22 protein-coding genes and 1 pseudogene are annotated in these 21,745 nt (G+C 75.1%); 14 read left to right on the forward strand and 9 right to left on the reverse strand.

The annotated features are described in order from the left end of the window. Positions 1–32 precede the first annotated feature (32 nt). The 3 genes from PH189_RS27535 (at position 33) to PH189_RS27545 (ending at position 3,055) form a co-directional block, all read left to right on the forward strand. Positions 33–905: an SRPBCC family protein gene (locus tag PH189_RS27535; protein WP_274192059.1), complete on the forward strand. Its 873-nt coding sequence runs from the start codon at positions 33–35 to the stop codon at positions 903–905. A gap of 382 nt (positions 906–1,287) precedes the next feature. After that, positions 1,288–2,301 (forward strand): P1 family peptidase, encoded by a 1,014-nt coding sequence (locus PH189_RS27540; RefSeq protein ID WP_274192060.1) that lies wholly within the window; start codon positions 1,288–1,290, stop codon positions 2,299–2,301. Positions 2,302–2,356: 55 nt separating this feature from the next. Then, positions 2,357–3,055 (forward strand): AraC family transcriptional regulator, encoded by a 699-nt coding sequence (locus tag PH189_RS27545; protein ID WP_274192061.1) that lies wholly within the window; start codon positions 2,357–2,359, stop codon positions 3,053–3,055. Here PH189_RS27545 and PH189_RS27550 read toward each other — a convergent pair. Continuing rightward, positions 3,044–3,439 carry a VOC family protein gene (locus PH189_RS27550; protein WP_274192062.1) on the reverse strand — a complete coding sequence of 132 codons (396 nt, stop codon included), beginning with the start codon at positions 3,437–3,439 and terminating at the stop codon, positions 3,044–3,046. The genes PH189_RS27545 and PH189_RS27550 overlap by 12 nt on opposite strands. A gap of 60 nt (positions 3,440–3,499) precedes the next feature. Here PH189_RS27550 and PH189_RS27555 point away from each other — a divergent pair, with 60 nt between their 5' ends. Both PH189_RS27555 and PH189_RS27560 read left to right on the forward strand, forming a co-directional pair. After that, on the forward strand, positions 3,500–4,387 hold the full coding sequence (locus tag PH189_RS27555; protein ID WP_274192063.1) for a DNA-3-methyladenine glycosylase family protein: 888 nt from the start codon (positions 3,500–3,502) through the stop codon (positions 4,385–4,387). A gap of 26 nt (positions 4,388–4,413) precedes the next feature. Continuing rightward, a complete protein-coding gene (locus PH189_RS27560; RefSeq protein ID WP_274192064.1) occupies positions 4,414–4,869 on the forward strand; it encodes an HAD family hydrolase in 456 nt (151 codons plus the stop codon). Between the two features lie 8 nt (positions 4,870–4,877). Here PH189_RS27560 and PH189_RS27565 read toward each other — a convergent pair whose 3' ends face one another. The 3 genes from PH189_RS27565 to moaA are packed head-to-tail and all read right to left on the reverse strand — an operon-like array spanning position 4,878 to position 6,776. Then, positions 4,878–5,354: a methylated-DNA--[protein]-cysteine S-methyltransferase gene (locus tag PH189_RS27565; protein ID WP_274192065.1), complete on the reverse strand. Its 477-nt coding sequence runs from the start codon at positions 5,352–5,354 to the stop codon at positions 4,878–4,880. Positions 5,355–5,391: 37 nt separating this feature from the next. Beyond that, positions 5,392–5,691, reverse strand: a complete 300-nt coding sequence (locus PH189_RS27570) for a MoaD/ThiS family protein (RefSeq protein WP_425550183.1) — start codon at positions 5,689–5,691, stop codon at positions 5,392–5,394. After that, positions 5,688–6,776, reverse strand: a complete 1,089-nt coding sequence (moaA, locus tag PH189_RS27575; RefSeq protein ID WP_274192066.1) for a GTP 3',8-cyclase MoaA — start codon at positions 6,774–6,776, stop codon at positions 5,688–5,690. The genes PH189_RS27570 and moaA overlap by 4 nt, the downstream gene beginning before the upstream one ends. Positions 6,777–7,118: 342 nt before the next feature. Here moaA and PH189_RS27580 point away from each other — a divergent pair, with 342 nt between their 5' ends. Then, positions 7,119–8,174, forward strand: a complete 1,056-nt coding sequence (locus PH189_RS27580) for an efflux RND transporter periplasmic adaptor subunit (protein WP_274192067.1) — start codon at positions 7,119–7,121, stop codon at positions 8,172–8,174. Continuing rightward, positions 8,171–8,662 carry a hypothetical protein gene (locus PH189_RS27585; RefSeq protein ID WP_274192068.1) on the forward strand — a complete coding sequence of 164 codons (492 nt, stop codon included), beginning with the start codon at positions 8,171–8,173 and terminating at the stop codon, positions 8,660–8,662. Before PH189_RS27580 ends, PH189_RS27585 begins: the two co-directional genes overlap by 4 nt. Positions 8,663–8,818: 156 nt before the next feature. Here PH189_RS27585 and PH189_RS27590 read toward each other — a convergent pair whose 3' ends face one another. Together PH189_RS27590 and PH189_RS27595 are read right to left on the reverse strand one after the other, a co-directional pair. Further along, positions 8,819–9,892, reverse strand: coding sequence for a hypothetical protein (locus PH189_RS27590; protein ID WP_274192069.1), 1,074 nt, complete (start codon positions 9,890–9,892; stop codon positions 8,819–8,821). Continuing rightward, positions 9,876–11,081 (reverse strand): hypothetical protein, encoded by a 1,206-nt coding sequence (locus PH189_RS27595; protein ID WP_274192070.1) that lies wholly within the window; start codon positions 11,079–11,081, stop codon positions 9,876–9,878. Before PH189_RS27595 ends, PH189_RS27590 begins: the two co-directional genes overlap by 17 nt. A 552-nt stretch (positions 11,082–11,633) precedes the next feature. Between PH189_RS27595 and PH189_RS27600 the strand changes: the two are divergent. After that, positions 11,634–11,888: pseudogene (locus PH189_RS27600) on the forward strand (LuxR C-terminal-related transcriptional regulator); the annotation flags it as partial. On the opposite strand, the gene PH189_RS27605 reads toward PH189_RS27600, so the two are convergent. After that, a complete protein-coding gene (locus PH189_RS27605; RefSeq protein WP_274192071.1) occupies positions 11,858–13,204 on the reverse strand; it encodes an acyl-CoA dehydrogenase family protein in 1,347 nt (448 codons plus the stop codon). The pseudogene PH189_RS27600 and the gene PH189_RS27605 sit on opposite strands and share 31 nt — an antisense overlap. Positions 13,205–13,342: 138 nt before the next feature. Between PH189_RS27605 and PH189_RS27610 the strand changes: the two genes are divergently transcribed. From PH189_RS27610 to PH189_RS27625, 4 genes are all read left to right on the forward strand, one after another. After that, on the forward strand, positions 13,343–13,747 hold the full coding sequence (locus tag PH189_RS27610) for a TOBE domain-containing protein (RefSeq protein WP_274192072.1): 405 nt from the start codon (positions 13,343–13,345) through the stop codon (positions 13,745–13,747). Beyond that, complete coding sequence (gene modA / locus PH189_RS27615; RefSeq protein ID WP_274192073.1) at positions 13,744–14,526, forward strand: molybdate ABC transporter substrate-binding protein; 783 nt, start codon at positions 13,744–13,746, stop codon at positions 14,524–14,526. Before PH189_RS27610 ends, modA begins: the two co-directional genes overlap by 4 nt. A 62-nt stretch (positions 14,527–14,588) precedes the next feature. Continuing rightward, positions 14,589–15,362 carry an ABC transporter permease gene (locus PH189_RS27620; protein WP_274192082.1) on the forward strand — a complete coding sequence of 258 codons (774 nt, stop codon included), beginning with the start codon at positions 14,589–14,591 and terminating at the stop codon, positions 15,360–15,362. Further along, positions 15,359–16,618, forward strand: a complete 1,260-nt coding sequence (locus tag PH189_RS27625; protein ID WP_274192074.1) for a sulfate/molybdate ABC transporter ATP-binding protein — start codon at positions 15,359–15,361, stop codon at positions 16,616–16,618. Before PH189_RS27620 ends, PH189_RS27625 begins: the two co-directional genes overlap by 4 nt. A gap of 52 nt (positions 16,619–16,670) precedes the next feature. On the opposite strand, the gene PH189_RS27630 is transcribed toward PH189_RS27625, so the two are convergent. After that, positions 16,671–17,861, reverse strand: a complete 1,191-nt coding sequence (locus tag PH189_RS27630; protein ID WP_274192075.1) for a phosphorylase family protein — start codon at positions 17,859–17,861, stop codon at positions 16,671–16,673. Between the two features lie 82 nt (positions 17,862–17,943). Here PH189_RS27630 and PH189_RS27635 point away from each other — a divergent pair, with 82 nt between their 5' ends. Continuing rightward, positions 17,944–19,194: an amidohydrolase family protein gene (locus PH189_RS27635; RefSeq protein WP_274192076.1), complete on the forward strand. Its 1,251-nt coding sequence runs from the start codon at positions 17,944–17,946 to the stop codon at positions 19,192–19,194. 4 nt (positions 19,195–19,198) lie between these two features. On the opposite strand, the gene PH189_RS27640 is transcribed toward PH189_RS27635, so the two are convergent. Further along, positions 19,199–19,867, reverse strand: coding sequence for a maleylpyruvate isomerase family mycothiol-dependent enzyme (locus PH189_RS27640; RefSeq protein WP_274192077.1), 669 nt, complete (start codon positions 19,865–19,867; stop codon positions 19,199–19,201). A 165-nt stretch (positions 19,868–20,032) separates the two neighbouring features. On the opposite strand from PH189_RS27640, the gene PH189_RS27645 reads away from it, so the two are divergent. Continuing rightward, the gene (locus tag PH189_RS27645; protein ID WP_274192078.1) at positions 20,033–21,682 is read left to right on the forward strand and encodes an AMP-binding protein; all 1,650 of its coding nucleotides are present in this window, start codon (positions 20,033–20,035) and stop codon (positions 21,680–21,682) included. Positions 21,683–21,745: the final 63 nt, after the last annotated feature.

The following is a 21,745-nucleotide window of genomic DNA, read 5'->3' on the forward strand; positions in this document are numbered from 1 at the left end:
GGCCGCCGTCGTGATCGCACAGGAGGTACCGAGTGAAGTTGGAGAACGAGTTCACCGTCCCGGTGGACATCGACACCGTGTTCGACGCCCTGAACGATCCGGAGAAGGTCACTCCGTGCTTCCCGGGCGCCACCCTCGACTCGCGCGACGGCGACGACTTCACCGGCACGGTGAAGGTGAAGCTCGGCCCGATCTCGATGACCTACAAGGGCAAGGGCACGTTCGTCGAGCGTGACAAGACCAACCACAAGGTCGTCGTCGACGCCCAGGGTCGCGACTCGCGCGGCAACGGCACCGCGTCGGCCAAGGCCACGCTGACGATGACCGACGACGGCGGCAAGACCAAGGTCAACGTCCTCACCGAGATGCAGGTGACGGGCAAGCCGGCCCAGTTCGGGCGCGGCGTCATGGCCGACGTCGGCGACAAGATCCTCGGGCAGTTCGCGTCCTGCCTCGCCGACGAGTTCGGCAGCAGCACGGCCGGCGGCCCCGCGGCCGCCACGGTCACCGGGACCGACACCGGGTCCACCGGCGGCAACGGCACCGGCCCCGCGCCGGAGGCCGTGGCCTCGGGCGACGCCGCGCCGGTCACCGGCCCGCCCGCGCCCGCCCCGGTCTCCTCCGGGTCGGGGGCGCCCGCCGCCGCCGCGATGCCGACCACGGTGGCCGAGGCCGCCAAGGGCGACTCGGGCGCCAAGCCCGGCGCGTCGGTCGGCGGGGCCGCGAGCGGCTCCGGACAGGCCGCCGCGCAGCCGAGCCAGCCGCGTCGCCAGCAGGTCGAGGCGATCGACCTGCTCGACAGCTCGCGCGACGCGGTGATCAAGCGCCTCGTGCCCGTGGGCATCGGCGCCGGCGTCCTCGCCGCGATCATCGCGATCATCCTGGTGGTCCGCGGGCGCAGCTAGCCCTGCCCGCGCTCCGCGACGCCCAGGGGCCCTCCACCCGCGCCGGGTGGAGGGCCTCTGCGCGTCTACCGGGCGCCCAGGTTGGGCCCGGGTGGGACCTCCAGGAAATCGTCCCCGAGGTCGCTGGAGTCGCTCACACCTCCGGAACCCGACTCCTCCGCACCGGACGCTTCGGAAACCGAAGCATCCCCGCCACCCGACTCCGACGCCTCGGAGCCCGGAGCCTCCTCGAGGAAGTCATCATCAGGACCGCGAACGTGCACGACGGACGCCGAGGAGAACCCACCCTCGACGAGGGAGCACCTCGTGATCACCGGCGTGATCACCTCCACCTGATCAGAGCAGGAACGACCGCGCCGGCGGTGTCTGAAAGGGTCGGTGCGTGCACCTCGGCCCCACGAACACGATCGTCGACGTCCCCGGCCTGCAGGTCGGGCACGCGGACCTCGAGGGCGAGGGCGCGCTGTCGGGGACGACGGTCGTGCTGCCCGGCCCCGAGGGCGCGGTCGCGGGCGTCGACGTCCGCGGTGGTGGCCCCGGCACCCGCGAGACCGACGCGCTCGACCCGCGCACGCTCGTCGAGCGCGTCCACGCCGTGGTGCTCACCGGCGGGAGCGCCTACGGGCTCGCCGCCGCCTCCGGGGTGGCCGACGCGCTCGGGGCCGCCGGGCGTGGCTTCCCCGTGGGGCCCGGACCGGGCGAGGTCGTGCCCGTCGTGCCCGCCGCGGTGGTGTTCGACCTCGGGCGCGGGGGCCGGTTCACGGCCCGTCCCACGGCGGAGACCGGGGCACGGGCGCTCGCCGCCTGCACCGATGCGCCGCCGGCGCAGGGGGTCGTCGGCGCCGGCTGCGGCACGGTCGTCGGCGGGCTCAAGGGCGGGGTCGGATCCGCGTCGTCGGTGCTCTCGGACGGCACGGTGGTGGCCGCCCTCGTGGTGGCCAACGCCGCGGGCTCGGCGGTCGACCCGGCCACCGGCGAGCTGTGGGCCGCCCGGCACCTCCACGCCGGCGATGTCGAGCCCCCGGCCCTGCCCGGCGACCGCACCGCGCTGCTCGCGGCCCTGCGCGAGGCTGCCGCGCCCCCGACGCTGAACACCACGATCGGCGTCGTCGCCACCGACGCCGGCCTGACCGTCGCCCAGTGCGCGAAGCTCGCCGCGGTCGGGCAGAGCGGCCTCGCCCGTGCCGTGCGCCCCGCCCACGGCATGACCGACGGCGACACGTTCTTCGGCCTCGCGACCACCCGGCGCCCGGCCCCCGACCTCGCCGCGGTGCAGGAGCTGCTCACCGCCGGCGCCGACTGCGTCACCCGCGCCGTCGCCCACGCCGTCCTGGCCGCCCGCTCCGTCGAGACTCCCGCCGGGCACTGGCGCGCGTACCGCGACCTCGTCGGCTGAGCGCCGGTCGGCTGTCGCAGCGAGGGACGCCTCCGCTGCGTCCCACGCAGCCGGGGTGACCCTCGCTCCACTGCGGGGCACCATGGAGGGCGTGGAGGGCTACCGCGAGCGGCCGATCGGGCCCGGGATGGTGCTCTGGGCGAGCGACGGCGGCGCGACGACGATCCTGCCCGACGGGTGCCTCGACCTGATCTGGAACGGGCGCGCGCTCGTCGTCGCCGGCCCCGACGCCGGCGCCCGCCACCACGACGGCGGCGGCGCGCGTCACGTCGGCCTGCGCTTCTCCCACGGGCGCGGGCCGACGAGCCTGGGCGTGCGCGCCGACGAGCTGCGCGACACCACGGTGCCCCTCGACGCGGTGTGGTCCGAGGCCGCCGCGCAGGAGCTCGCCGAGCGTGCCGCCGAGGACCCCGTGCGGGCGTTCGGCGACGTCGCCGGTGCGGTCCCGGCGAGCGACGACCCCTTCGGCGCCCGCGTCTTCACCGCCCTGGCACGGGGCGCCGACGTCGCCGGGCTCGCCGACGCGCTGGGCACCACCACCCGCACGCTGCACCGGCGCTGCCTGCCGGTGTTCGGCTACGGCCCCCAGCACCTCGGGCGCATCCTGCGCCTGCAGCGCGCGCTCGCCCGGGCCCGCACCGGTACGCCGTGGGCCGAGGTGGCTGCCGTCGAGGGCTTCGCCGACCAGCCGCATCTCGCGCGGGAGGTCCGCACCCTCGCCGACACCACGCCGACGGAGCTCCTACTGCGGTAGCGCCGCGAACAGGTCCACCGGCGCCCCGTCGGGGTCGTCGACGACGGCGTAGCGCATGCCCCAGAACGCGTCCCAGGGCTCGAGCGCGCCGTGGTACCCGGCCCCGACGAGCTCGGCGTAGAGCGCGTCGACCTCGGCGGGGGAGTCGCACGCGAACGCCACGGAGCGCCGGGGCCCGCCCGACGGCTCCGTCCAGGACGGGTCGAACGACCGGACGGTGTCCACGGTGTCGAACGCGAAGCGCAGCCCGCCGGCGAGCTCGACCTCGACGTGGGGCGCGGTGTCGGCCTCGGGCGGCGCGTCGAGGCCCAGGCGGCGGTAGAAGGCGAGCGAGGCGGCCATGTCGGAGACGACGAGCTCGACGACGGCGAGGCGCGGAGGCATGGACGTCACCGTAGGGACGCCCGCGGCGCGGGGCTTGGAGCGATCGGACACCATGCGCGTGTGCACCGGACGCTCGGCTTCACCGCGCCGCTGTGCCCGGACAACCTGTTCGGCCACCTGGTCGCGACGGCCGTGCCCGGCGTCGAGGAGTGGCACGACGGCGCCTACCGCCGCACGCTCGCGCTGCCCGGCGGGCCGGGGGTGGTCTCGCTGCGGCCGGGCGACGCCGGCATCGACGCCACCCTGACCCTCACCGACGACGCCGACCTCGACGCGGCCGAGTGGCTCGCCCGGCGCCTCCTCGACCTCGACGCCGACCCGGTGATCGTCGACGACACCCTGCGCGCGGACCCCGTGCTGGCCCCCCTGGTCGACGCCGCGCCGGGCCGGCGGGTCCCCGGCGCGCCCGACCCCGAGGAGTTCGCGGTGCGCGCGGTCCTCGGGCAGCAGGTCTCCACCGCCGCCGCCCGGACCCACGCCGGCCGGCTCGTGCGCGGGTATGGCACGCCGCTGCCCGACGGCCTCGCGGGTCCCGGCAGCACGCTCACCCACCTCTTCCCGTCCTCGCCCGCCCTCACAGCCGTCGATCCCGACGAGCTGGCGATGCCCCGGACCCGACGGCGGACGCTGCTCACGCTCGTCGCCGCCCTCGCCGACGGCGAGGTCGTCCTCGACCCGGCCGACGTCCCCGGTTCCCGTGCCGCGCTCGGCGCGCTGCCGGGGATCGGCCCGTGGACCGTCGACTCGGTGGCGATGCGCGCCCTCGGCGACCCCGACGCGTTCCTGCCCACCGACCTCGGCATCCGGGTGGCCGCGGAACGCCTCGGGCTGCCGGGGAAGGACCGCGACCTCGTCGCCCGCGCCGAGGCCTGGCGCCCGTACCGGGCCTACGCCACGCAGTACCTCTGGGCGGCGCTGGACCACGCCGTCAACGTCATGCCAGGCTGATCAGGGCCTCGCCCGAGGAGGTGGCCATGGCGGCGGACGACGCCCTCTGGAGTGCTCTCGGCCGGGTGGCGGAGACGCCGACCCTGCTCGTGGCCTGCGCCTTCGACGGCGCGCTCGCCGCGGAGGAGGGCGACCCCGCGGAGGCGCGCGCGGAGCAGCAGTCCTCCGAGGCGCTCAACGTGCTCATCGCCCTGCACCGGACGACGGTGGCGGTGGTGTCCGAGCGGCCCGCCGAGGAGGTCGCCGAGCTGATGTTCCTGTCCGGCGCCAAGGGCGGCGCCCGCGTCGTCGCCCCCGAGGGCGTGGCCGCGCTCCGCGACGAGGTCGGCGCAACGGCCGTCGTCGCCGTGGGCCTCGACCACGAGCCGGGTGCCGACGACGTGGTCATCGGCGTCGCGGCCGAGGCGCCGTACGAGGTCGAGGACGTCGACGACGTCTGCCTGGTGCTCGAGGAGCTGGCGGGCCTCCGTCGCGGCTACTGAGCGGCGGATCAGAACAGCAGCGTGTCCCGGGACTCCAGATCGAGCAGCGTGCGCTTGCGCTCCAGCCCGCCCGCGTAGCCGGTGAGGCTGCCGTCGGCGCCGACCACGCGGTGGCACGGCACGACGATCGCGACGGGGTTGCGGGCCATCGCCCCGCCCACCCGTCGGGCGTCGACGGGCTCGAGGCCCACCGCGGCGGCGAGCTTGCCGTAGCTCACGGTCTCGCCGTAGCCGACCGAGGCCAGGCCGTCGAGCACCCGGCGGTCCCACGCGGGGTGGGCGTCGAGGTCGACGGGGACGGTGAACTCCCGCAGCGTGCCCGCGAAGTAGGCGTCGATCTCGCGACGGGCGAGGTCGAGGACGCGCTCGGCGTCCGCGTCACGCGGCTCGTCGGACGCTGCGGGGGAGAACCCGAGCAGCGTCAGCCCGCGCGGTGAGGCGTCGAGGTGCAGCGGCCCGAGAGGGGTGTCGTGGACGATGCTCATGTCCCGGAGAACACCTCGGTGGGCCGCGGCGTGGCGGTCAGCCGCCGGCGAAGGGCGGCAGGACGTCGACGACCGCGCCCTCGGCGAGGACCAGGGTCCGGTCGCGCACGGCCACCTCGTCGAGCAGGAAGCTGGCGGCGGCGAGCACGCGCGCGAGCGCCTCGCCGTGGTCGGCGGCCAACGCCGTGATCAGGTCGTCGACGGTGGCGCCGGCGGGGACCGTGACGTCCTCGCTGCGGGTGCCGGCGGCGGCCTTGGCCCCGGCGAAGTAGCGGACGGTGACGCCGATGGGCGGGGCCGTCGTGGCGGTGGTGGGAGCGGTGGGTGCGCCCATCATCCTCCGATCGCACTCATGGGCCGGTCGGGCTGCAGGAACCCGGGCTCGTCGATGCCGTGGCCGGGCTTCTTGCCCCACATGGCCACGCGCCACGCGTCGGCGATCTCCTCGTCGGAGCCACCGCCACGCAGGAACCGTCGCAGGTCGTTCTCGGTCTGCGAGAACAGGCAGTTGCGCACCTGGCCGTCGGCGGTGAGCCGCGTGCGGTCGCAGTTGCCGCAGAACGGCCGGGTGACCGAGGCGATCACGCCGACCTTGGCCGGGGTGCCGTCGTGACCGGTCCAGCCGTCGACGAGGAAGCGCTCGGCGGGGGCGCCACCGCGCTCGGCCGGGTCGTCGGAGAGCGTGAACCGTGTGCGCAACGAGGCGAGGATCTGCTCCGCGGTGATCATGCGGTCGCGCTGCCACGAGTGCCCGGCGTCGAGGGGCATCTGCTCGATGATGCGCAGCTCGTAGCCCTCCTCGAGTGCCCAGGCCAGCAGGTCGGGCGCCTCGTCGTCGTTGAGGCCGGGCATGAGCACCGTGTTGATCTTGATGGGGTCGAGGCCGTGCTCGCGGGCGGCCCGCAGGCCTGCGAGGACGTCGTCGAGCCGATCGCGCCGCGTGATCTCGGCGAAGCGGTCGCGCCGCAAGGTGTCCAGGGAGGCGTTGACCCGGTCGAGCCCCGCAGCCGCGAGGCCGGCCGCGCGGCGCGTGAGGCCGAGCGCGTTGGTGGTCACCGACATCTCGGGCCGGGGCGTCAGCGCGGCGGTGGCCGCGACGATGTCCTCGAGGCCCTTGCGCAGGAGGGGTTCGCCGCCGGTGAACCGGATCTCCTGCACGCCGAGACGTTCGACGGCGACGCGCACGAGGCGCACAACCTCGTCGTCGGTGAGTGCCTCCTCGCTCGGCATCCACTCCAGGCCCTCGGCGGGCATGCAGTAGGTGCAGCGCAGGTTGCAGCGGTCGGTCAGCGACACCCGCAGATCGGTGGCCACCCGGCCCCACGAGTCGACCAGACGTGCGTCGTCCGGCCGCCCTGAGGTGTCCGTGGTGGCGGTGGCGGACCCGGGGACGGCCGGCACACCGAGGTCGAGAACGCTCATCACTTCCCACCCTAACCGCGTCGACGACCGCGAGTGGTCGGCGTCTCCGCAGGTCGGATCCCCTCTCCGCAGATGCGGACATCGCGTCGCGAGAAGATCGCAGCTGCGGTGTGCGGTGCGGAGAAACGGTCCCTTCGGAGAGGCGCGCCGTCGGCGCCGGACCGGCCTCTGAGGTCGCGGGATGCCCGGCGGGCCGGGCGCCCACACGTCTACGGCGCCCGCAGCCCCCGGACGGCGGGACACCCCGTCGCGATCGCCGAATGACGCCCTGCCGGCCCCTCTGACACGCCCGGGCGAGCGGTTCCCCGGACGGGGCGTCGCCGCCCACTACCGTCAGCGACCATGTCCACCGGTCGGCGCCGCCTGGGCTGGCTGCTGCCGACCGTGCTCGTGCTCCTGCTCGTCGCCGGGGTCGCCGGCACCTGGACCCTGCTGCGTCAACCGCAGCTGCTGGCCGGCTCGTCGGCGTCCGTGGTGCCCGTCGTGCGGGCCGACGTCGTCACCGAGGTCCGCGTGCCGGGTGCGGTCCGCAGCGCGGGCGAGGCCGAGGTGTCGTTCGCGGTGAGCGGCACGGTGACGACGATCCCCGTCGTGCCGGGCGCCGTCGTCCGCGCCGGGGACGTGCTCGCCACCCTCGACGACGGGCCGACCCGTGCGCGGGTCAGCGCCGCCCAGGTCGCCGTCGCGACCGACGTCCGCGACCTCCAGGCCGCCCGCAACGCCGTCCCCTCCGACCCGGCCCTGCTCGGGCGCCTCGAGACGACGGCCGCTCGCGACCGGGCCGAGCTCGCCGAGGCCACCCGCGTCCTCGACGGCACCGTCCTGCGGGCCCCGCGCGACGGCACGGTGACCGCCGTCGCCGGGCAGGTCGGCGACCGCGTGCTCGCCGGCGCGCCGACCCCGGACGACGCACTCAGCCGCCGACCGTTCGTGCGCCTCGCCGACCTCGGCGCCCTCGTCGTCCGCGCCTCGGTCGCACCCCGCGACGTCGCCCGTGTCGCTCCGGGTCAGGCGACGGCCGCGGCCGTCGACGGGGTCGGCCCGACGGTGTTCGGCGAGGTCGTCGGCGTCGAGCCCGCGCCCGGTCCGGACGGCGCCTACGGCGTCACCGTCGCCACGTCGCTCCCGCCGGAGACGATGCGCGTCGGCCAGGCCGCCGACGTCCGCATCCTCGTGAGCCGCGCCGTCGGCGTGCTCGTGGTGCCGCCGTCGGCGGTGCGGCCCACCGGCCCGAACCGCGGCACCGTCCTCACGCCCCCGCCCGACGGCCGTGGCCCGAACCGGCTCGTCACCGTCACCACCGGCATCGCCGACGCGACCTCGATCGAGGTGCGCGAGGGCCTCCGCCTCGGCGACCGGGTCCTGGTCCCGCGCGACGCCGAGGAGCCGCGGCCGTGAGTGGGCGGGACGGGTACCCGGACCACCCCGACGACCCGGACGACCCCCGCGACGACTACCTGCCCGCGGACTACGAGACCGACCCCCGCGGGGAGCCCCTGCCTCCACTGCCCCCGCCGGAGCGACGCCGGCGCCCGCGGCGCTGGGTGATCGGCCTGGCGGTGCTCACGGCGTTCGTCCTCGGCGGCGTGGGCGGAGTGATCGCGGACCGCCACCTCGCCGTCGGGTGCGAGACCTGCGCTCCGCCCGCGGGCGAGGGCACGCCGCTCGTGGGCACGATCGAGAGCACGTCCGACGGGCTGCTGGCCGTCCGCACCCCGGAGGGGAGGCTGATCGCGGTGCGCACCTCGCCCGCCACGCGCGTGGTCGACCAGGAGCCGCGGCCGGGTCCGGTGACGGCCCTGCCCCGCGGGACCCGCGTGAGCCTGATCGGCGTGCGCGACGTCGACGGCGTCCTCACCGCCCAGACGGTCGGCGTTCCGGGCTGACGCGCGCCCGGTGCGGCAGCGAGGGCGTCCTTCGCTGCGCACCACGCACTCGGGGTGACCCTCGCTCCACCCGGCGCGGTTCCCGAGTTCGGCGCGAGGGCGTCCTTCGCTGCGTCTGACGCACTCGGGGTGACCCTCGCTCCACCCGGGCCTGGCTCAGAACGCCCGCGCCAGCCAGCCCATCAGGTCCGAGCCCCACCACGAGCTCGTGTCGCCCGCGTCCGACGCCGCGACGGGGACGGGCACCGGCAGCGTCGTGGGCAGGCCCGGAGGCACGAGGCCCGGAGGCACGAACCCCGGCGGCACGAGCCCCGGCGGCGGGATGACCGGCGGGGTGGTCGTGGTCGTCGTAGTCGTCGTGGTGGTGCTCGTCGGTGTGGTGGTGGTCGGCTCGGGCTCGGTGGTCGGCTCGGGCTCGGTGGTCGGCTCGGGCTCGGTGGTCGGCTCGGGCTCGGACGTGGTCGTCGAGGTGGCCGACGTGGTCGTCCTCGTGCTCGACGGCGGGGTGGTCGTCGTCGACGGGGGCGCCGTGGTCGTCGTGCTCGTGGGCGTCGCCGACGTGGTCGTCGTGGTCGGCTCGGTGGTCGGCTCGGTGGTCGGCGTCGTGGTGGTCGTGGTCGGCCGGGTGGTGGTGGTCGTCGGCCGGGTGGTGGTGGTCGTCGGCTCGGTGGTCGTGGTCGTCGGCCGCGTGCTGGGCGAGACGGTGACGGTCGAGGTCCGGGTGGTCACGCTGGTCGGCGGGGCCGCGGCCGTGGTCGTCAGCCACAGCCCGCGCAGCACCGGGCTCTCGCCGCCGTCGGCGCGGCGCATCAGGATGCGGATCCCGATCTCGCCGGTCGGGTCGCCGAGGTCGGCGGCGCCGTCGCGGGGCACCCGCACCCAGTCGCCCCAGCGCCCGTTGCGCTGCAGGCCGCGGGCCTCGACGACGACGGCGGCACCGCGGGGGACGTCGACCGCGGGGACGCCGGCGATGCCGTCGACGAGCCCGAGGGTGCGGCGCGGCGCGAGCACGACCTCGCCGTTCGGGACGCCGTCGAGCCGGACGGCGCCGTCGGTGAGCACGACGCCCCGGTCGTCGCCACCCTCGAGGGCGATCTCGGCGGACCAGCTCTCGCCGGGCGTCGGCGTGCTCGCGGCGGCGGGGACGGCGAGGACGACGGCGAGACCGAGGGCCCCGGCGGCGACGGCGAGCGCGCCGCCCCGCACGGCGGGATCAGCAGGACGGGACATCGCGTGCCTCCACGAGCTCGGCCGGGACGTACTGGGCGGTGCCGAGGCGGATCCACCGGGTGCCGACACCGGTGCGCCCGCCCGCGGCCTGTGCCGCGCACTCGTAGGACATGCGGGCCTGCGGAGCGACGGAGCCGACGACCGCGGCGTCGGCGGCCGGGGCCGCTCGGACGTCGAGCCGGGTGTCGCGGTCGAGCGCCGTGCCCGACGGGCCGCGCCCGGTCCAGAGGTAGGTGACGGTGACCCAGGCGTTGTCGTTGAGGCCGAGGTCGTCGCGGAACGTGCCGTCGGCGAGGTCGATGCCGGCGGGGTTGGTCACGCGGCGTCCGGTGGCGTCGCGGCCGCCGCGGTAGCCGTCGACGAAGGCGGCCTCCGCGGCGGGGCGTCCGCGGGGCAGGTCGGCGAAGGCCCGGCGCAGCTCCGGCGGGTTCCAGTAGTCGTCGCGCGTGTTCCAGGGCCCGACGTCCCATACCGGCGCCCAGGTGCAGCGCGTCGCGGTGGCGCAGACGCGCACCGTGTAGTCGCCGCCGCCGCGCGGGCTCAGGCCGCGGCGCGAGGGCAGGGCGACGAAGCGGTCGTTGCGCTCGACCTCGTGGCCGTTGGCCGTGTCGTTGCCGACGAGCCCGATCCGGGTCGCGAAGACGCGGGACGTGAGCGCGGTGGCCGGGGCCGGGACGCCGAAGCCGACGGGGGAGCGGTCCGCGGTCAGCCAGAGGCGGCGCAGGGCCGGGCTCCGCCCGTCGGCCGACGCGACCAGCGTGATCCGGACCTGGATCTCCGAGGTCAGCTCGGAGAGCTGCGCCGGGTCGCCCGCCTCCGCCTCGTCCCACTCGCCCCACGTGCCGTCGTCCCGGATGCCGCGAACCGCGACGATCACCTGCGCGCCCGCGGGCACGTCGGCGGTCACCTCGGCCGCGACCCGGTCGGTGACGGCGGCCGGACGGCGCGGGGCCAGGAGCAGGTCGCCCTCGGCCGGCGCGTCACCGGTGGACGTCCGGCGCGGCGCGAGGTCGATCAGGCGCACCGCCTCGTCGCGGACGACGACGTTGCTGTCGTCGCCGCCGTCCACTGCGAGCTCGGCGGCCCACGACTCGCTCGACGGCAGGGCGGAGGCCGACGGGGCGATGAGGCCTGCCGCGAGGGCCGCGCCCACCGCGAGCGCGGCGAGCAGGACACGGCGACCCGGCATGGGCACTCCTCAGGCCTCGGTGTCCCCGCGAGTGGAGGACGGTCGACGCCCATGCAAGGAGGTGGACGCTGCGTCGACAAGCGAAACACAGGAGACGCATGTGGGTGATAGCCGATCCGGCGACTTACATCCCTGTCATTCCCTTGATCGTCGCGCCGCGCGTCGACGCGCCGAACATCACCCCGATGAGGTACCTCTACCGGGGTGGGGGAGGACGGCGGGACCGGCGCGACCTGTGTGGTCCACGACGAGCGGCCGCAGGACCGCCGTCGCCTGCGGCTGCTCGTCCGCGCCGTCGCTGCTCCCGACCCGGTCGCCGCTGCCCGGGACGCGGACGATCTGCTCGCACGCCTCGCCGCGACGCCACGGGCGTTCGCGGTCGTCGGGATCTCCGAGTCCGAGCCGTCCGGGCTGGCGGTCGTGCGCCGCGTCCTCGCCGACGTGCCGGGCACAGCCGTGCTCGTGGCGGGGTCGGCGGGCGCCGACGCGCCCGCCCAGCAGGCCCTCGCGGAGGGGGCCGCGGGCTTCCTGCGCTGGGACGCCCCGCGCGCGATGATCCGCACCCTGGTGCGCAGCGTGGCGTCGACGGCGGCCGGGGACGACCTCGTGCCACGCCCCGCGGGCGCCCCCGCCGCCGAGATCGTCAGCGACGGGGGCCTGCGCGACGTGGTGGTCGACCTCGAGGCCCAGCAACGTCTCGAGCTGTCCGTGCGCGAGGTGCAGGTGCTCATCGGCGTCAGTCGCGGGCTGACCAACGCCGACATCGGCCGGCGTCTCTACCTGTCCGACCACACGGTCAAGTCCCACACCGGGCACCTGTTCCGCAAGCTCGGGGCGAGCGACCGCGCGCAGGCGGTCAGCCACGCCTGGCGGCTGGGCCTGTTCTCGCCCGCGCCGACCCGCCCGGCCCGCACCTGACCCCCGTGCGCCTTGATCTCCTGGCGGGCGACGGAGCGCAGGTGCACCTCGTCCGGGCCGTCGGCCAGGCGCAGGGCGCGCGCCCAGGAGTAGGCGTAGGCCAGCGGGAAGTCGTCGGACACCCCGCCGCCGCCGTGGATCTGGATCGCGCGGTCGATGACGCTGCACGCCATCCGCGGGCAGATCACCTTGATGGCCGCGATCTCGGTGGCCGCGCCGCGCGAGCCGACGTTGTCGATCATCCAGGCGGCCTTGAGCACGAGCAGGCGGGCCTGCTCGATCTCGATGCGGCTCTCGGCGATCTGCTCGCGCACGACGCCCTGCTCGGACAGCGGCTTGCCGAACGCGACGCGCTCGTTCGCCCGCCGCACCATGGCGTCCACCGCGCGCTCGGCCATGCCGATGAGGCGCATGCAGTGGTGGATGCGGCCGGGGCCGAGGCGCGCCTGGGCGATGGCGAAGCCGCCGCCCTCCTCGCCGAGGAGGTTCTCCACCGGGACGCGGACCTGGTTGAGCTCGATCTCGCAGTGCCCGTGCTGGTCCTGGTAGCCGAACACCGGCAGGGCGCGGCTGATCGTCAGTCCCGGGGTGTCCCGGGGGACGAGCACCATCGACTGCTGGCGGTGCGTCGGGGCGTCGACGTCGGTCTTGCCCATGACGATGAAGATCTGGCAGCGCGGGTCGGACGCGCCGGAGATCCACCACTTCTTGCCGGTGATGACGTACTCGTCACCCTCGCGGCGGATCGAGGTGGTGATGTTGGTGGCGTCCGAGGAGGCGACTGCGGGCTCCGTCATCGCGAACGCGGAGCGGATCTCGCCGGCGAGCAGGGGCTCGAGCCAGTTCTGCTTCTGCTCGGGCGTGCCGAACAGGTGCAGGGTCTCCATGTTGCCGGTGTCCGGCGCCTGGCAGTTGATCGCCTCGGGGGCGATGACCGGCGACCAGCCCGACACCTCGGCGACCGGCGCGTACTCGAGGTTCGACAGGCCCGAGACGTCGGGCAGGAAGAGGTTCCACAGGCCCCGGTGCCGGGCCTCGGCCTTGAGGTCCTCGACGATCGGCGGCAGCTCGTGCTCGGCGGTCGTCCCGCGCCGCTCCTCCCGCCACTCCTCGTAGACCTTCTCGGCGGGCAGCACGGCCTCGTCGAGGAAGGCCCGCATGCGGTCGGTGTAGTCCTGCGCCGCGGCACTGGGTGCGAAGTCCACCCCCGCACCATCCCACCGCTCTCGGCCTGCGCGCGAGGGCAGTGACGCCCGTCGCCGGGTCTGCTGCGGGCGCCGTCCCGGACCTGCGGCGAGGTCCGGGGGTGTACAGGCGCATCGGCGGCTCTAGACTCCCCGGACGTGACGCACTTCCGGATCGCCGAGGCCGCCCGACTGCTGGGCGTCAGCGATGACACCGTCCGCCGGTGGACCGACGGGGACGCCCTGCCGGTCTCGATCGACGCGAGCGGCCGCAAGGTCATCGCCGGGGCGGACCTCGCCGCGTTCGCCCGCGCGCAGGCCCACAGCGTCCCGGACCCCTCGGGCATCGGGCGCTCGGCCCGCAACCGCTTCGTCGGCCTCGTCACCGCGATCGCCAGCGACAAGGTCATGTCGCAGGTCGAGATGCAGTGCGGGCCGCACCGGGTGGTGTCGCTGATGAGCACCGAGGCCGTCGAGGAGCTCGGGCTCGAGGTCGGCTCGCTGGCGGTCTCGGTCGTGAAGGCGACGCACATCATCGTCGAGACACCCGGAGGCATGGCGTGACCCGCGCCCGCAGGCGCGTCCTCGCCGGCCTGGTCGCCGCCGTCGCTCTCGGCGTCGCGGCATGCGGGGGGTCCGGAGGCGAGCAGCAGGCGCCCCCGTCCCGCACGCTCACCGTCTCGGCCGCGGCGTCGCTCACCGACGTCTACGGCCGGTTGAAGACCCAGTTCGAGCAGGCCGACCCGGGCACCGAGATCCGCCTCAACTTCGGCGGCTCGGACACGCTGGCCCAGCAGATCGTGCAGGGCGCGCCCGCCGACGTGCTGGCCACCGCGAGCACGAAGACGATGCAGACCGCGCAGCAGGCCGGCCGCATCCAGGGCCAGCCGGTCACCTACGCGGCGAACCAGCTCCAGATCGCGGTCCGGCCCGGCAACCCGAAGCAGATCACCGGACTGCCGTCCCTGGTCGGCCCGCAGGTCACCGAGTCGGTCTGCGCGCCGGCCGTGCCGTGCGGCGCCGCCACCGAGGCCGCCGAGCGCGCCGCCGGCGTCACCCTCGACCCGGTCAGCGAGGAGCAGGACGTCCGCTCCGTGCTCCAGCGCGTCACCACCGGCAACGTCGACGCGGGCCTCGTCTACGTCACCGACGTGAGGTCGGCGGACGGGCAGGTGCAGGGGATCGACTTCCCGCAGGCCACCGCCCAGGGCGCGGCGCAGAGCTACCTCATCGGCGCGGTCACCGGCAGCCAGAACGCCGACCTCGCCGACAGCTGGATCCGGTTCGTCACCGGGCCCCAGGGCGACGTCGCGCTGACCCAGGCGGGATTCCAACTCAAGTGACACGCGCCGTCCCCGCGTCTCCGCGCCCCCGCAGCAGCCGCACCGGCTCGGCGGGGCACGCCCTGCCGTGGCCGGTGTGGGTGCCCGCGGTCGTCGGGTTCGGGCTGATCGCGGTCCCGGTCGCCGGGCTGGTGCTGCGGGCCGACTGGCCGAACTTCCTCTCGCTCGTCACCAGCGACGCCGCCCTCGACGCCCTGCGGCTCTCGCTGCAGACGGGGCTGACGTCGACGGCGCTGTGCCTGCTGTTCGGGACCCCGCTCGCGCTCGTGCTCGCGCGGTCGGACCTGCCCGGCCTGCCCGTGTTCCGCTCGATCGTCCTGCTGCCGCTGGTCCTCCCGCCGGTGGTCGGCGGTCTGACGCTGCTGTTCCTTCTCGGGCGCACCGGGCCGGTCGGGCAGCTGCTCGACGCCTGGTTCGGGATCACCGTGCCGTTCTCCACCGCGGCCGTGGTGATCGCCCAGACCTTCGTCGCCATGCCGTTCCTCGTGGTCAGCCTCGAGGGTGCGCTGCGCACCGCGGGCGACCGCTACGAGGCGGTGGCCGCGACCCTCGGCGCCTCGCCGATGACCGCCCTGCGCCGCGTCACCCTCCCCGTCGTCCTGCCCGGCCTGGTCTCCGGCGCCGTCCTGGCCTTCGCCCGCGCCCTCGGGGAGTTCGGCGCGACCGTCGCCTTCGCCGGCAGCCTGCAGGGCACCACCCGCACCCTCCCGCTGCTGATCTACCTGGACTCCCAGGACGACCTCGACTCCGCCGTCGCGCTCTCCCTGCTGCTCGTCGTCGTGGCCGTCGTCGTCATCGTCGGCACCCGGACCCGCGACGCGAGCGGGGTCCGGTGAGCGCCGCGGGAGCCGGGCCGGAGTCGCGCGAAGGGCACCGTGAGCCGGATAGAACGGTCGATGGTGCCCTTCGCACGGACACCGCGGACACCGCGGACACCGCGGACACCGCGGACACCGCGCGCACCGCGGACACCGCGCGCACCGCAGGCCTCACCGCCCGCGTCACCACCCGCCGTGGCGGCTTCACCCTCGACGTCGCCGTTCAGGTCGCGCCCGGCGAGGTCGTCGCCGTCCTCGGGCCCAACGGGTCGGGCAAGTCGACGCTGCTCGGGACGCTCGCGGGCCTGTTCGACCCCGAGTCGGCGACCGTGACCCTGGCCGACCGGGTCCTCACCGACACCGCGGCGGGCGTCGCCGTGCCCGTCCACCGGCGGCGGGTCGGGCTGCTCAGCCAGCAGGCGCTGCTGTTCCCGCACCTGACCGCGCGCGAGAACGTCGCCTTCGGCCCGCGCTGCGCGGGGCAGGGCCGACGGGCCGCGGGGACGGTCGCCGACCGCTGGCTCGCCGAGATGGGCGTCGCCGAGCTCGCCGACCGCCGCCCGTCCGAGCTGTCCGGTGGGCAGGCCCAGCGGGTGGCGATCGCCCGCGCGCTGGCCGTCGAGCCGGACCTGCTGCTGCTCGACGAACCCTTCGCCGCCCTCGACGTCGACGCGGCGCCCGCCGTCCGGGCCTTGCTGCGCCGCGTCGTGCGCGACAGCGTCGTGGGAGGCCAGACCGTCCTCCTCGTCACCCACGACGTGCTCGACGCCGTCGTCCTCGCCGACCGGCTCGTCGTCCTGGCCGACGGCGACGTCGTGGAGCAGGGCCCGACCGCGGAGGTGCTCGCCCGCCCGCGCTCGGGGTTCGCGGCCCGCATCGCCGGCCTCGACCTCGTCACCGGCACCGCAGGCGCCGGCGGGCTCCACGCCTCCGACGGGACCCTGGTCTCCGGCGCGGCCTCGGAGCCTCTCGACCACGGCGAGCCGGCGGTCGCGGTGTTCGCGCCGCGCTCGGTGGCCGTGCACCGTGAGCGCCCCGCGGGCAGCCCGCGCAACGTCGTGCCGGTGCGGCTCGCGGCGATGGAGCCGCAGGGCGAGGTCGTCCGGCTGCGCGCCGGCGCCTCGGAGCGCGGCCCGGCGTGGGTCGACGGGCTGGCCGCCGACGTCACCCCGGCCGCCATCGCCGAGCTGGGCGTCGAGCCCGGCGACGAGCTGTGGTTCGCGGTGAAGGCCACCGAGGTCGCGGTGCACCCGATGCGACGGCGTCGCAGGTGAGTGGTCCGGGTCGTCATGGCGACCCATGTCGCTCACGTGCGCAGGAGGCGCCTCACAGGTCCGGCGGGCCGCCGAAGAGGGGCTCGTCGACGGCGCGGATCTCCTGGCCGGGCAGGCCCTCGGGGTGCTCGCGGCGCACCGAGTCCAGGGCCGTCAGCGCGAGGTCGAGGTGGTGGCGCTTGGAGGCCTCGTAGAACTCCTGGGCGCCGGCGGCGAGCTTCGGCGACCCGTGCAGGGGCTTGTCCGAGACGCACAGCAGGGTGGCGTGGGGGACGCGGTAGCGGAAGCCGTTGGTCGCGATCGTCGCCGACTCCATGTCGACGGCGACGCTGCGGCTCAGCCGCATCGCGCGCAGTGCGGCCTGCTGGTTGAACTCCCAGTCGCGGTTGTCGGTCGTGTGCACGATGCCGAGGCGGTAGGGGCGGCCGGCGGCGGCGAGCGCGTCGAGCAGGAACGTGTTCAGCCGGTGGTTGGGCACCACCGGCACGTCGAGGGGCAGCACGTCGTCGAGGACGTGGTCGGCGCGCTGGTAGCCGGTGGCCAGCACGAAGTCGCCCTTCTGCTGGTGGTTCCGCAGCCCGCCGCAATGCCCGATCATGATCATCGTGTCGGGCCGGAGCACCGCGATGTGGTCGGTCGCCGTCTTGGCGTTGGCCGGCCCGACCCCGATGTTCACGAGGCTCACGCCGTCGCCGGCCTCGGTGCGGTGGTGGTAGGCGGGCATCTGCATGCCGTCGCGCGCCGGCCGGTCCGCGTCGGGGAAGCGCTCGAGGAACGCCTCGACGTGCATCGCGTAGTTGGTGAAGAGCACGTGGCGCTGGAAGGCCGCGGCCGGGGTGCCGGTGTAGTGCCCGATCCGGTCGACCGAGAGCGCCATGCGCTCGGGGGAGAACAGGAAGAGCTTCTTGGCCCGGATGTCGACGCGGTCCTCGTCGAGCGCGGCGAAGAACGCGGGGTCGTCGAACGGCGGCTGCGGGCGCGACGCCCGCGCGGTGATCCGCGCCCCGAGGACGAGCAGGGACGCGAGCTCGCGGCACAGGTAGCGGTGGATGGCGCCCGCGCGGGCGAACTCGCCGTCGAGGCGCGGGTTGTGCGACGACCACGGCCGCTCGACCTCCAGCGCGCCGTACCACCCCGCCTCGTCGGCGTCGGCGAGCGTGGCGACGAGGGTCTCGGTGGCCTTCTCGACGTCGTCGGCGCTCAGCGCGGCGCCGTCGACCGTCACGGGCTGGGGTCCGGACATACCCGCATCGTCCCAGCATCGTGGGGGCACTCCTGCGCGACGCCATCGTGCCCGGTGTCGGACGAGCCCGAGGAGCGTGCGGATGACGGACCTGCTGCTGCGGGACGCCCGGGTGACCGGCCGCGACGCGCCGGTCGACATCGCCGTCGAGGACGGGCGGATCGTGGCGATCGGAGCGGCCGATCGGAACGCGGCCGACCGGGAGACCATCGACTGCGCCGGGGACGCCGTGATCCCCGGGCTCGTCGAGCCGCACCTGCACCTCGACAAGGCGCTGCTCGACGCCGAGAAGCCCAACGTCGACGGCACGCTCGCGGGAGCGGTCGAGGTCACCCGGGAGCTCAAGCGCGGGTTCACAGGAGAGGGGGTCCGCGCGCGGGCCGCCCAGGTCCTGGAGCAGGCGGTCGTGCACGGCACGACCGCGATCCGGGCCCACGCCGACGTCGACCCCGTCGTCGGGCTGCTCGGTCTCGAGGTGCTGCTCGGGCTCCGGGAGTCCCACGCCGACCTCGTCGACCTGCAGGTCGTCGCGTTCCCGCAGGAGGGCGTCCTCCAGAGCCCGGGCACCGAGGACCTGCTCGTCGCGGGCCTGCGCGCCGGTGCCGACGTCGTCGGCGGCTGCAGCTATTCCGAGGCGACGCCCGAGGAGTGCCGCGATCACATCGACCGCGTGTTCGCGCTGGCCGAGCGGTTCGGGGTGCCCGTCGACCTGCACGCCGACTTCGCCGACGACACCTCCGACCCCCGCTACGCCCTCGCCGGACACATCGCCGACCGCACCCGCGCCCACGGCATGGCGGGCCGGGTCACCGTCGGGCACATGACGTCGCTGGCGAGCCTGGGCGCCGACGCGCGGAAGCGCACCATCGCCGACCTCGCCGACGCCGGCGTCGCCGTCGTGGTGCTCCCGGCCACCGACGTGCACCTGGGCGGGCGCTCCGACGACGCGAACGTGCGCCGCGGGATCGCCCCGGTGCGCGACCTGCTCGACGCGGGCGTGCGCACCGGCCTGTCGTCGAACAACATCCGCAACGGCTTCACCCCGTTCGGCAACGCCGACGTCCTCGAGATCGCGCTGTTCCTCGCCCAGACCGCGCACCTGGGCGGCCCGGACGACCTGGCGACGCTGATCCGGATGGCGACCGACGACGCCGCGCGGATGCTCGGGATCGGCGACGAGCACGGGCTGCGTGTCGGCGCCGTCGCCGACCTCGTCCTGCTCGCCGCGCCCACCGCCACCGACGCCCTCCTCGACCGCGCGCACCGCCGCGCCGTGGTCAAGCGGGGCCGCGTCGTCGCGACCACCGAGCGCACCACGCGGCTGCACCGCTAACCGGCTACGAGCGCTGCGGGCTCGGCGCCGTCCGCCGGGCGATCTCGGCCGCACCGGGGCCCGAGAGCGCCTCCAGGCCCGCCGCGCGGCCGGTGGCGACGAGCAGCAGCTCGCCGATCGGCCCCCGCACCTCGGGGCCCTCGCCGCGCGCCCAGTCGGCGTCGGTCGCGACGGCGCGGACGCCCGCGAACCGCTTCTTCGTGCCCCACACCGGGCTGCCCCAGCAGGCGTCGATCACGAGCAGCACCCGCTCGACGGGCATCGGGCGCACGAGGCCGAGGGGCCGGGCGATGTCCTGGCCGTGGACCAGGACGTCGTCCAGCGGGTCGGTGGGCCCGCTGAGCCCGAGCCGGTGCGGGTCGTCGGCCGTGGCCCGCAACCGTTCGAGCAGCGCCGCCGGGCTCAGGGCGGCGGCGCGCTCGCGGGCCTCCCGGTCGAACACGGCGTTCATGTCGCCGCGGGCCCGGACGACCTCGACGAGCAGGGGCAGGGTCGTCTCCTCGACCGAGAAGGTCAGGTGCGCGAGGACGTCGTGCGCGGTCCACGCCCCGCAGAGCGACGGGGTCGCCCAGGCCGCGTCGTCGAGGGTCTCGAGCTGGTCGGCGAGGTCGCGGCGCTCCGCCGCCACGTGGGGCAGGAACTCGTCGATGTAGCGGCGCTGGGGGGATCGCATGGGGCCTGCCTCTCGGGTCGGTGATGCGAGAGGTGGACGGCCGCCGGGGCGCGAACTCATCGCGGCGTCGCGATCCCGTTCGGCGGAGGCGATCGGCCGGTGACGATCGACGCGTCGACGTGACATCGTGGCCGGGACCACAGAGCTCGCCCCCGGAGGTCTCTCGTGACGGCGCCAGCCCAGCCCCTCGTGCCCAGCTACACGTCGGGGACGTCCGACATCCCCCTGCTCGGGGACACGATCGGCGACAACCTCGACCGCACGGCGGGCGCCCGTCCGGACGCCGAGGCCCTGGTCGACCGCACCCGCGGCGAGCGGTACACGTGGGCGGAGTTCGTGGCGGAGGTCGACGCGCTGGCGCTGGGCCTGCTCGAGCTCGGGGTGGCCGTCGGCGACCGGGTGGGCATCTGGGCGCCGAACTGCTCGCCGTGGACGCTGCTGCAGTACGCCACCGCCAAGATCGGCGCGATCCTGGTCAACATCAATCCTGCGTACCGCACCCACGAGCTGGCGTTCGTGCTCGACCAGGCCGGGGTGTCGCTGCTGGTGGCCGCGCGCAGCTTCAAGAGCTCGGACTACGCGGCGATGATCGATGAGGTCCGGGGCGACCGCCCGGCCCTGCAGCGGGTCGTGATCATCGACTCCGACGAGTGGGCGGGCCTGTTCGACCGCTCCTCCGACGTCGCCCGCGTACGCGCGGTGCAGGCGGAGCTGACGCCGGACGACCCGATCAACATCCAGTACACGTCCGGGACGACGGGCTTCCCCAAGGGCGCGACCCTGTCGCACCACAACATCCTCAACAACGGCTTCTTCGTCGGACAGCTCATCGGCTACTCCGACGTCGACCGCGTCTGCATCCCGGTGCCCTTCTACCACTGCTTCGGCATGGTGATGGGCAACCTCGCCTGCACCAGCTCCGGGGCGACGATGGTCATCCCGGCGCCCGGTTTCGACCCCACGCTCACGCTCGAGGCGGTCGCGCAGGAACGCTGCACCTCGCTCTACGGCGTCCCGACGATGTTCATCGCCGAGCTGGGCCTGGAGAACTTCGAGTCCTACGACCTCACCAGCCTGCGCACCGGGATCATGGCCGGCTCGCCGTGCCCCATCGAGGTGATGAAGCAGGTCGTCGAGCGGATGGGCATGAGCGAGGTCGCGATCTCCTACGGCATGACCGAGACCAGCCCCGTCTCGACCCAGACCCGCGTCGACGACTCGCTGGACCGCCGGGTGTCGACGGTCGGGCGCACCATGCCCCACCTCGAGTCGAAGATCGTCGACCCGGAGACCGGGCGCACCGTGCCGCGCGGCACCCCCGGCGAGCTGTGCACCCGCGGGTACTCGGTGATGCTCGGGTACTGGGAGCAGCCCGACAAGACCGCCGAGGTCATCGACCGCGCCCGTTGGATGCACAGCGGCGACCTCGGTGTGATGGACGACGAGGGCTACATCAACATCACGGGCCGCATCAAGGACATGGTCATCCGCGGTGGGGAGAACATCTACCCGCGCGAGATCGAGGAGTTCCTCTACACCCACCCCGACATCGTCGACGCCCAGGTCATCGGGGTACCCGACGAGCGGTACGGCGAGGAGATCATGGCCTGGGTGCGCCAGAAGCCGGGCACGGAACCGCTGACGGCCGAGGCGCTGCGCGAGTTCTCCCAGGGCCGGCTCGCGCACTACAAGATCCCGCGCTACGTCCGTGTCGTCGACGAGTTCCCGATGACCGTCACGGGCAAGGTCCGCAAGGTCGAGATGCGCGCCGAGTCCGTGGAGCTGCTCGGCCTGTCGAACACCGCGACGGCCTGAGCCCCACCCGCTCCGCTCGGACGGCGCCCGCTCGGCCGATTCGCGGTGGCCGCGCGGGGATAA

Source organism: Actinomycetospora chibensis (assembly GCF_028737215.1).
GTDB classification, from domain to species: Bacteria; Actinomycetota; Actinomycetes; order Mycobacteriales; family Pseudonocardiaceae; genus Actinomycetospora; species Actinomycetospora chibensis.

Excerpts from the sequence above, each read along its gene's own strand:
- PH189_RS27550 (WP_274192062.1), bottom strand. The coding sequence starts at position 3,439 with ATGCCTCCGCGCCTCGCCGTCGTCGAGCTCGTCGTCTCCGACATGGCC.
- PH189_RS27560 (WP_274192064.1), top strand. The coding sequence starts at position 4,414 with ATGGCGGCGGACGACGCCCTCTGGAGTGCTCTCGGCCGGGTGGCGGAG.
- PH189_RS27565 (WP_274192065.1), bottom strand. The coding sequence starts at position 5,354 with ATGAGCATCGTCCACGACACCCCTCTCGGGCCGCTGCACCTCGACGCC.
- PH189_RS27570 (WP_425550183.1), bottom strand. The coding sequence starts at position 5,691 with ATGATGGGCGCACCCACCGCTCCCACCACCGCCACGACGGCCCCGCCC.
- moaA (WP_274192066.1), bottom strand. The coding sequence starts at position 6,776 with ATGAGCGTTCTCGACCTCGGTGTGCCGGCCGTCCCCGGGTCCGCCACC.
- PH189_RS27580 (WP_274192067.1), top strand. The coding sequence starts at position 7,119 with ATGTCCACCGGTCGGCGCCGCCTGGGCTGGCTGCTGCCGACCGTGCTC.
- PH189_RS27590 (WP_274192069.1), bottom strand. The coding sequence starts at position 9,892 with ATGTCCCGTCCTGCTGATCCCGCCGTGCGGGGCGGCGCGCTCGCCGTC.
- PH189_RS27595 (WP_274192070.1), bottom strand. The coding sequence starts at position 11,081 with ATGCCGGGTCGCCGTGTCCTGCTCGCCGCGCTCGCGGTGGGCGCGGCC.
- PH189_RS27630 (WP_274192075.1), bottom strand. The coding sequence starts at position 17,861 with ATGTCCGGACCCCAGCCCGTGACGGTCGACGGCGCCGCGCTGAGCGCC.
- PH189_RS27635 (WP_274192076.1), top strand. The coding sequence starts at position 17,944 with ATGACGGACCTGCTGCTGCGGGACGCCCGGGTGACCGGCCGCGACGCG.
- PH189_RS27640 (WP_274192077.1), bottom strand. The coding sequence starts at position 19,867 with ATGCGATCCCCCCAGCGCCGCTACATCGACGAGTTCCTGCCCCACGTG.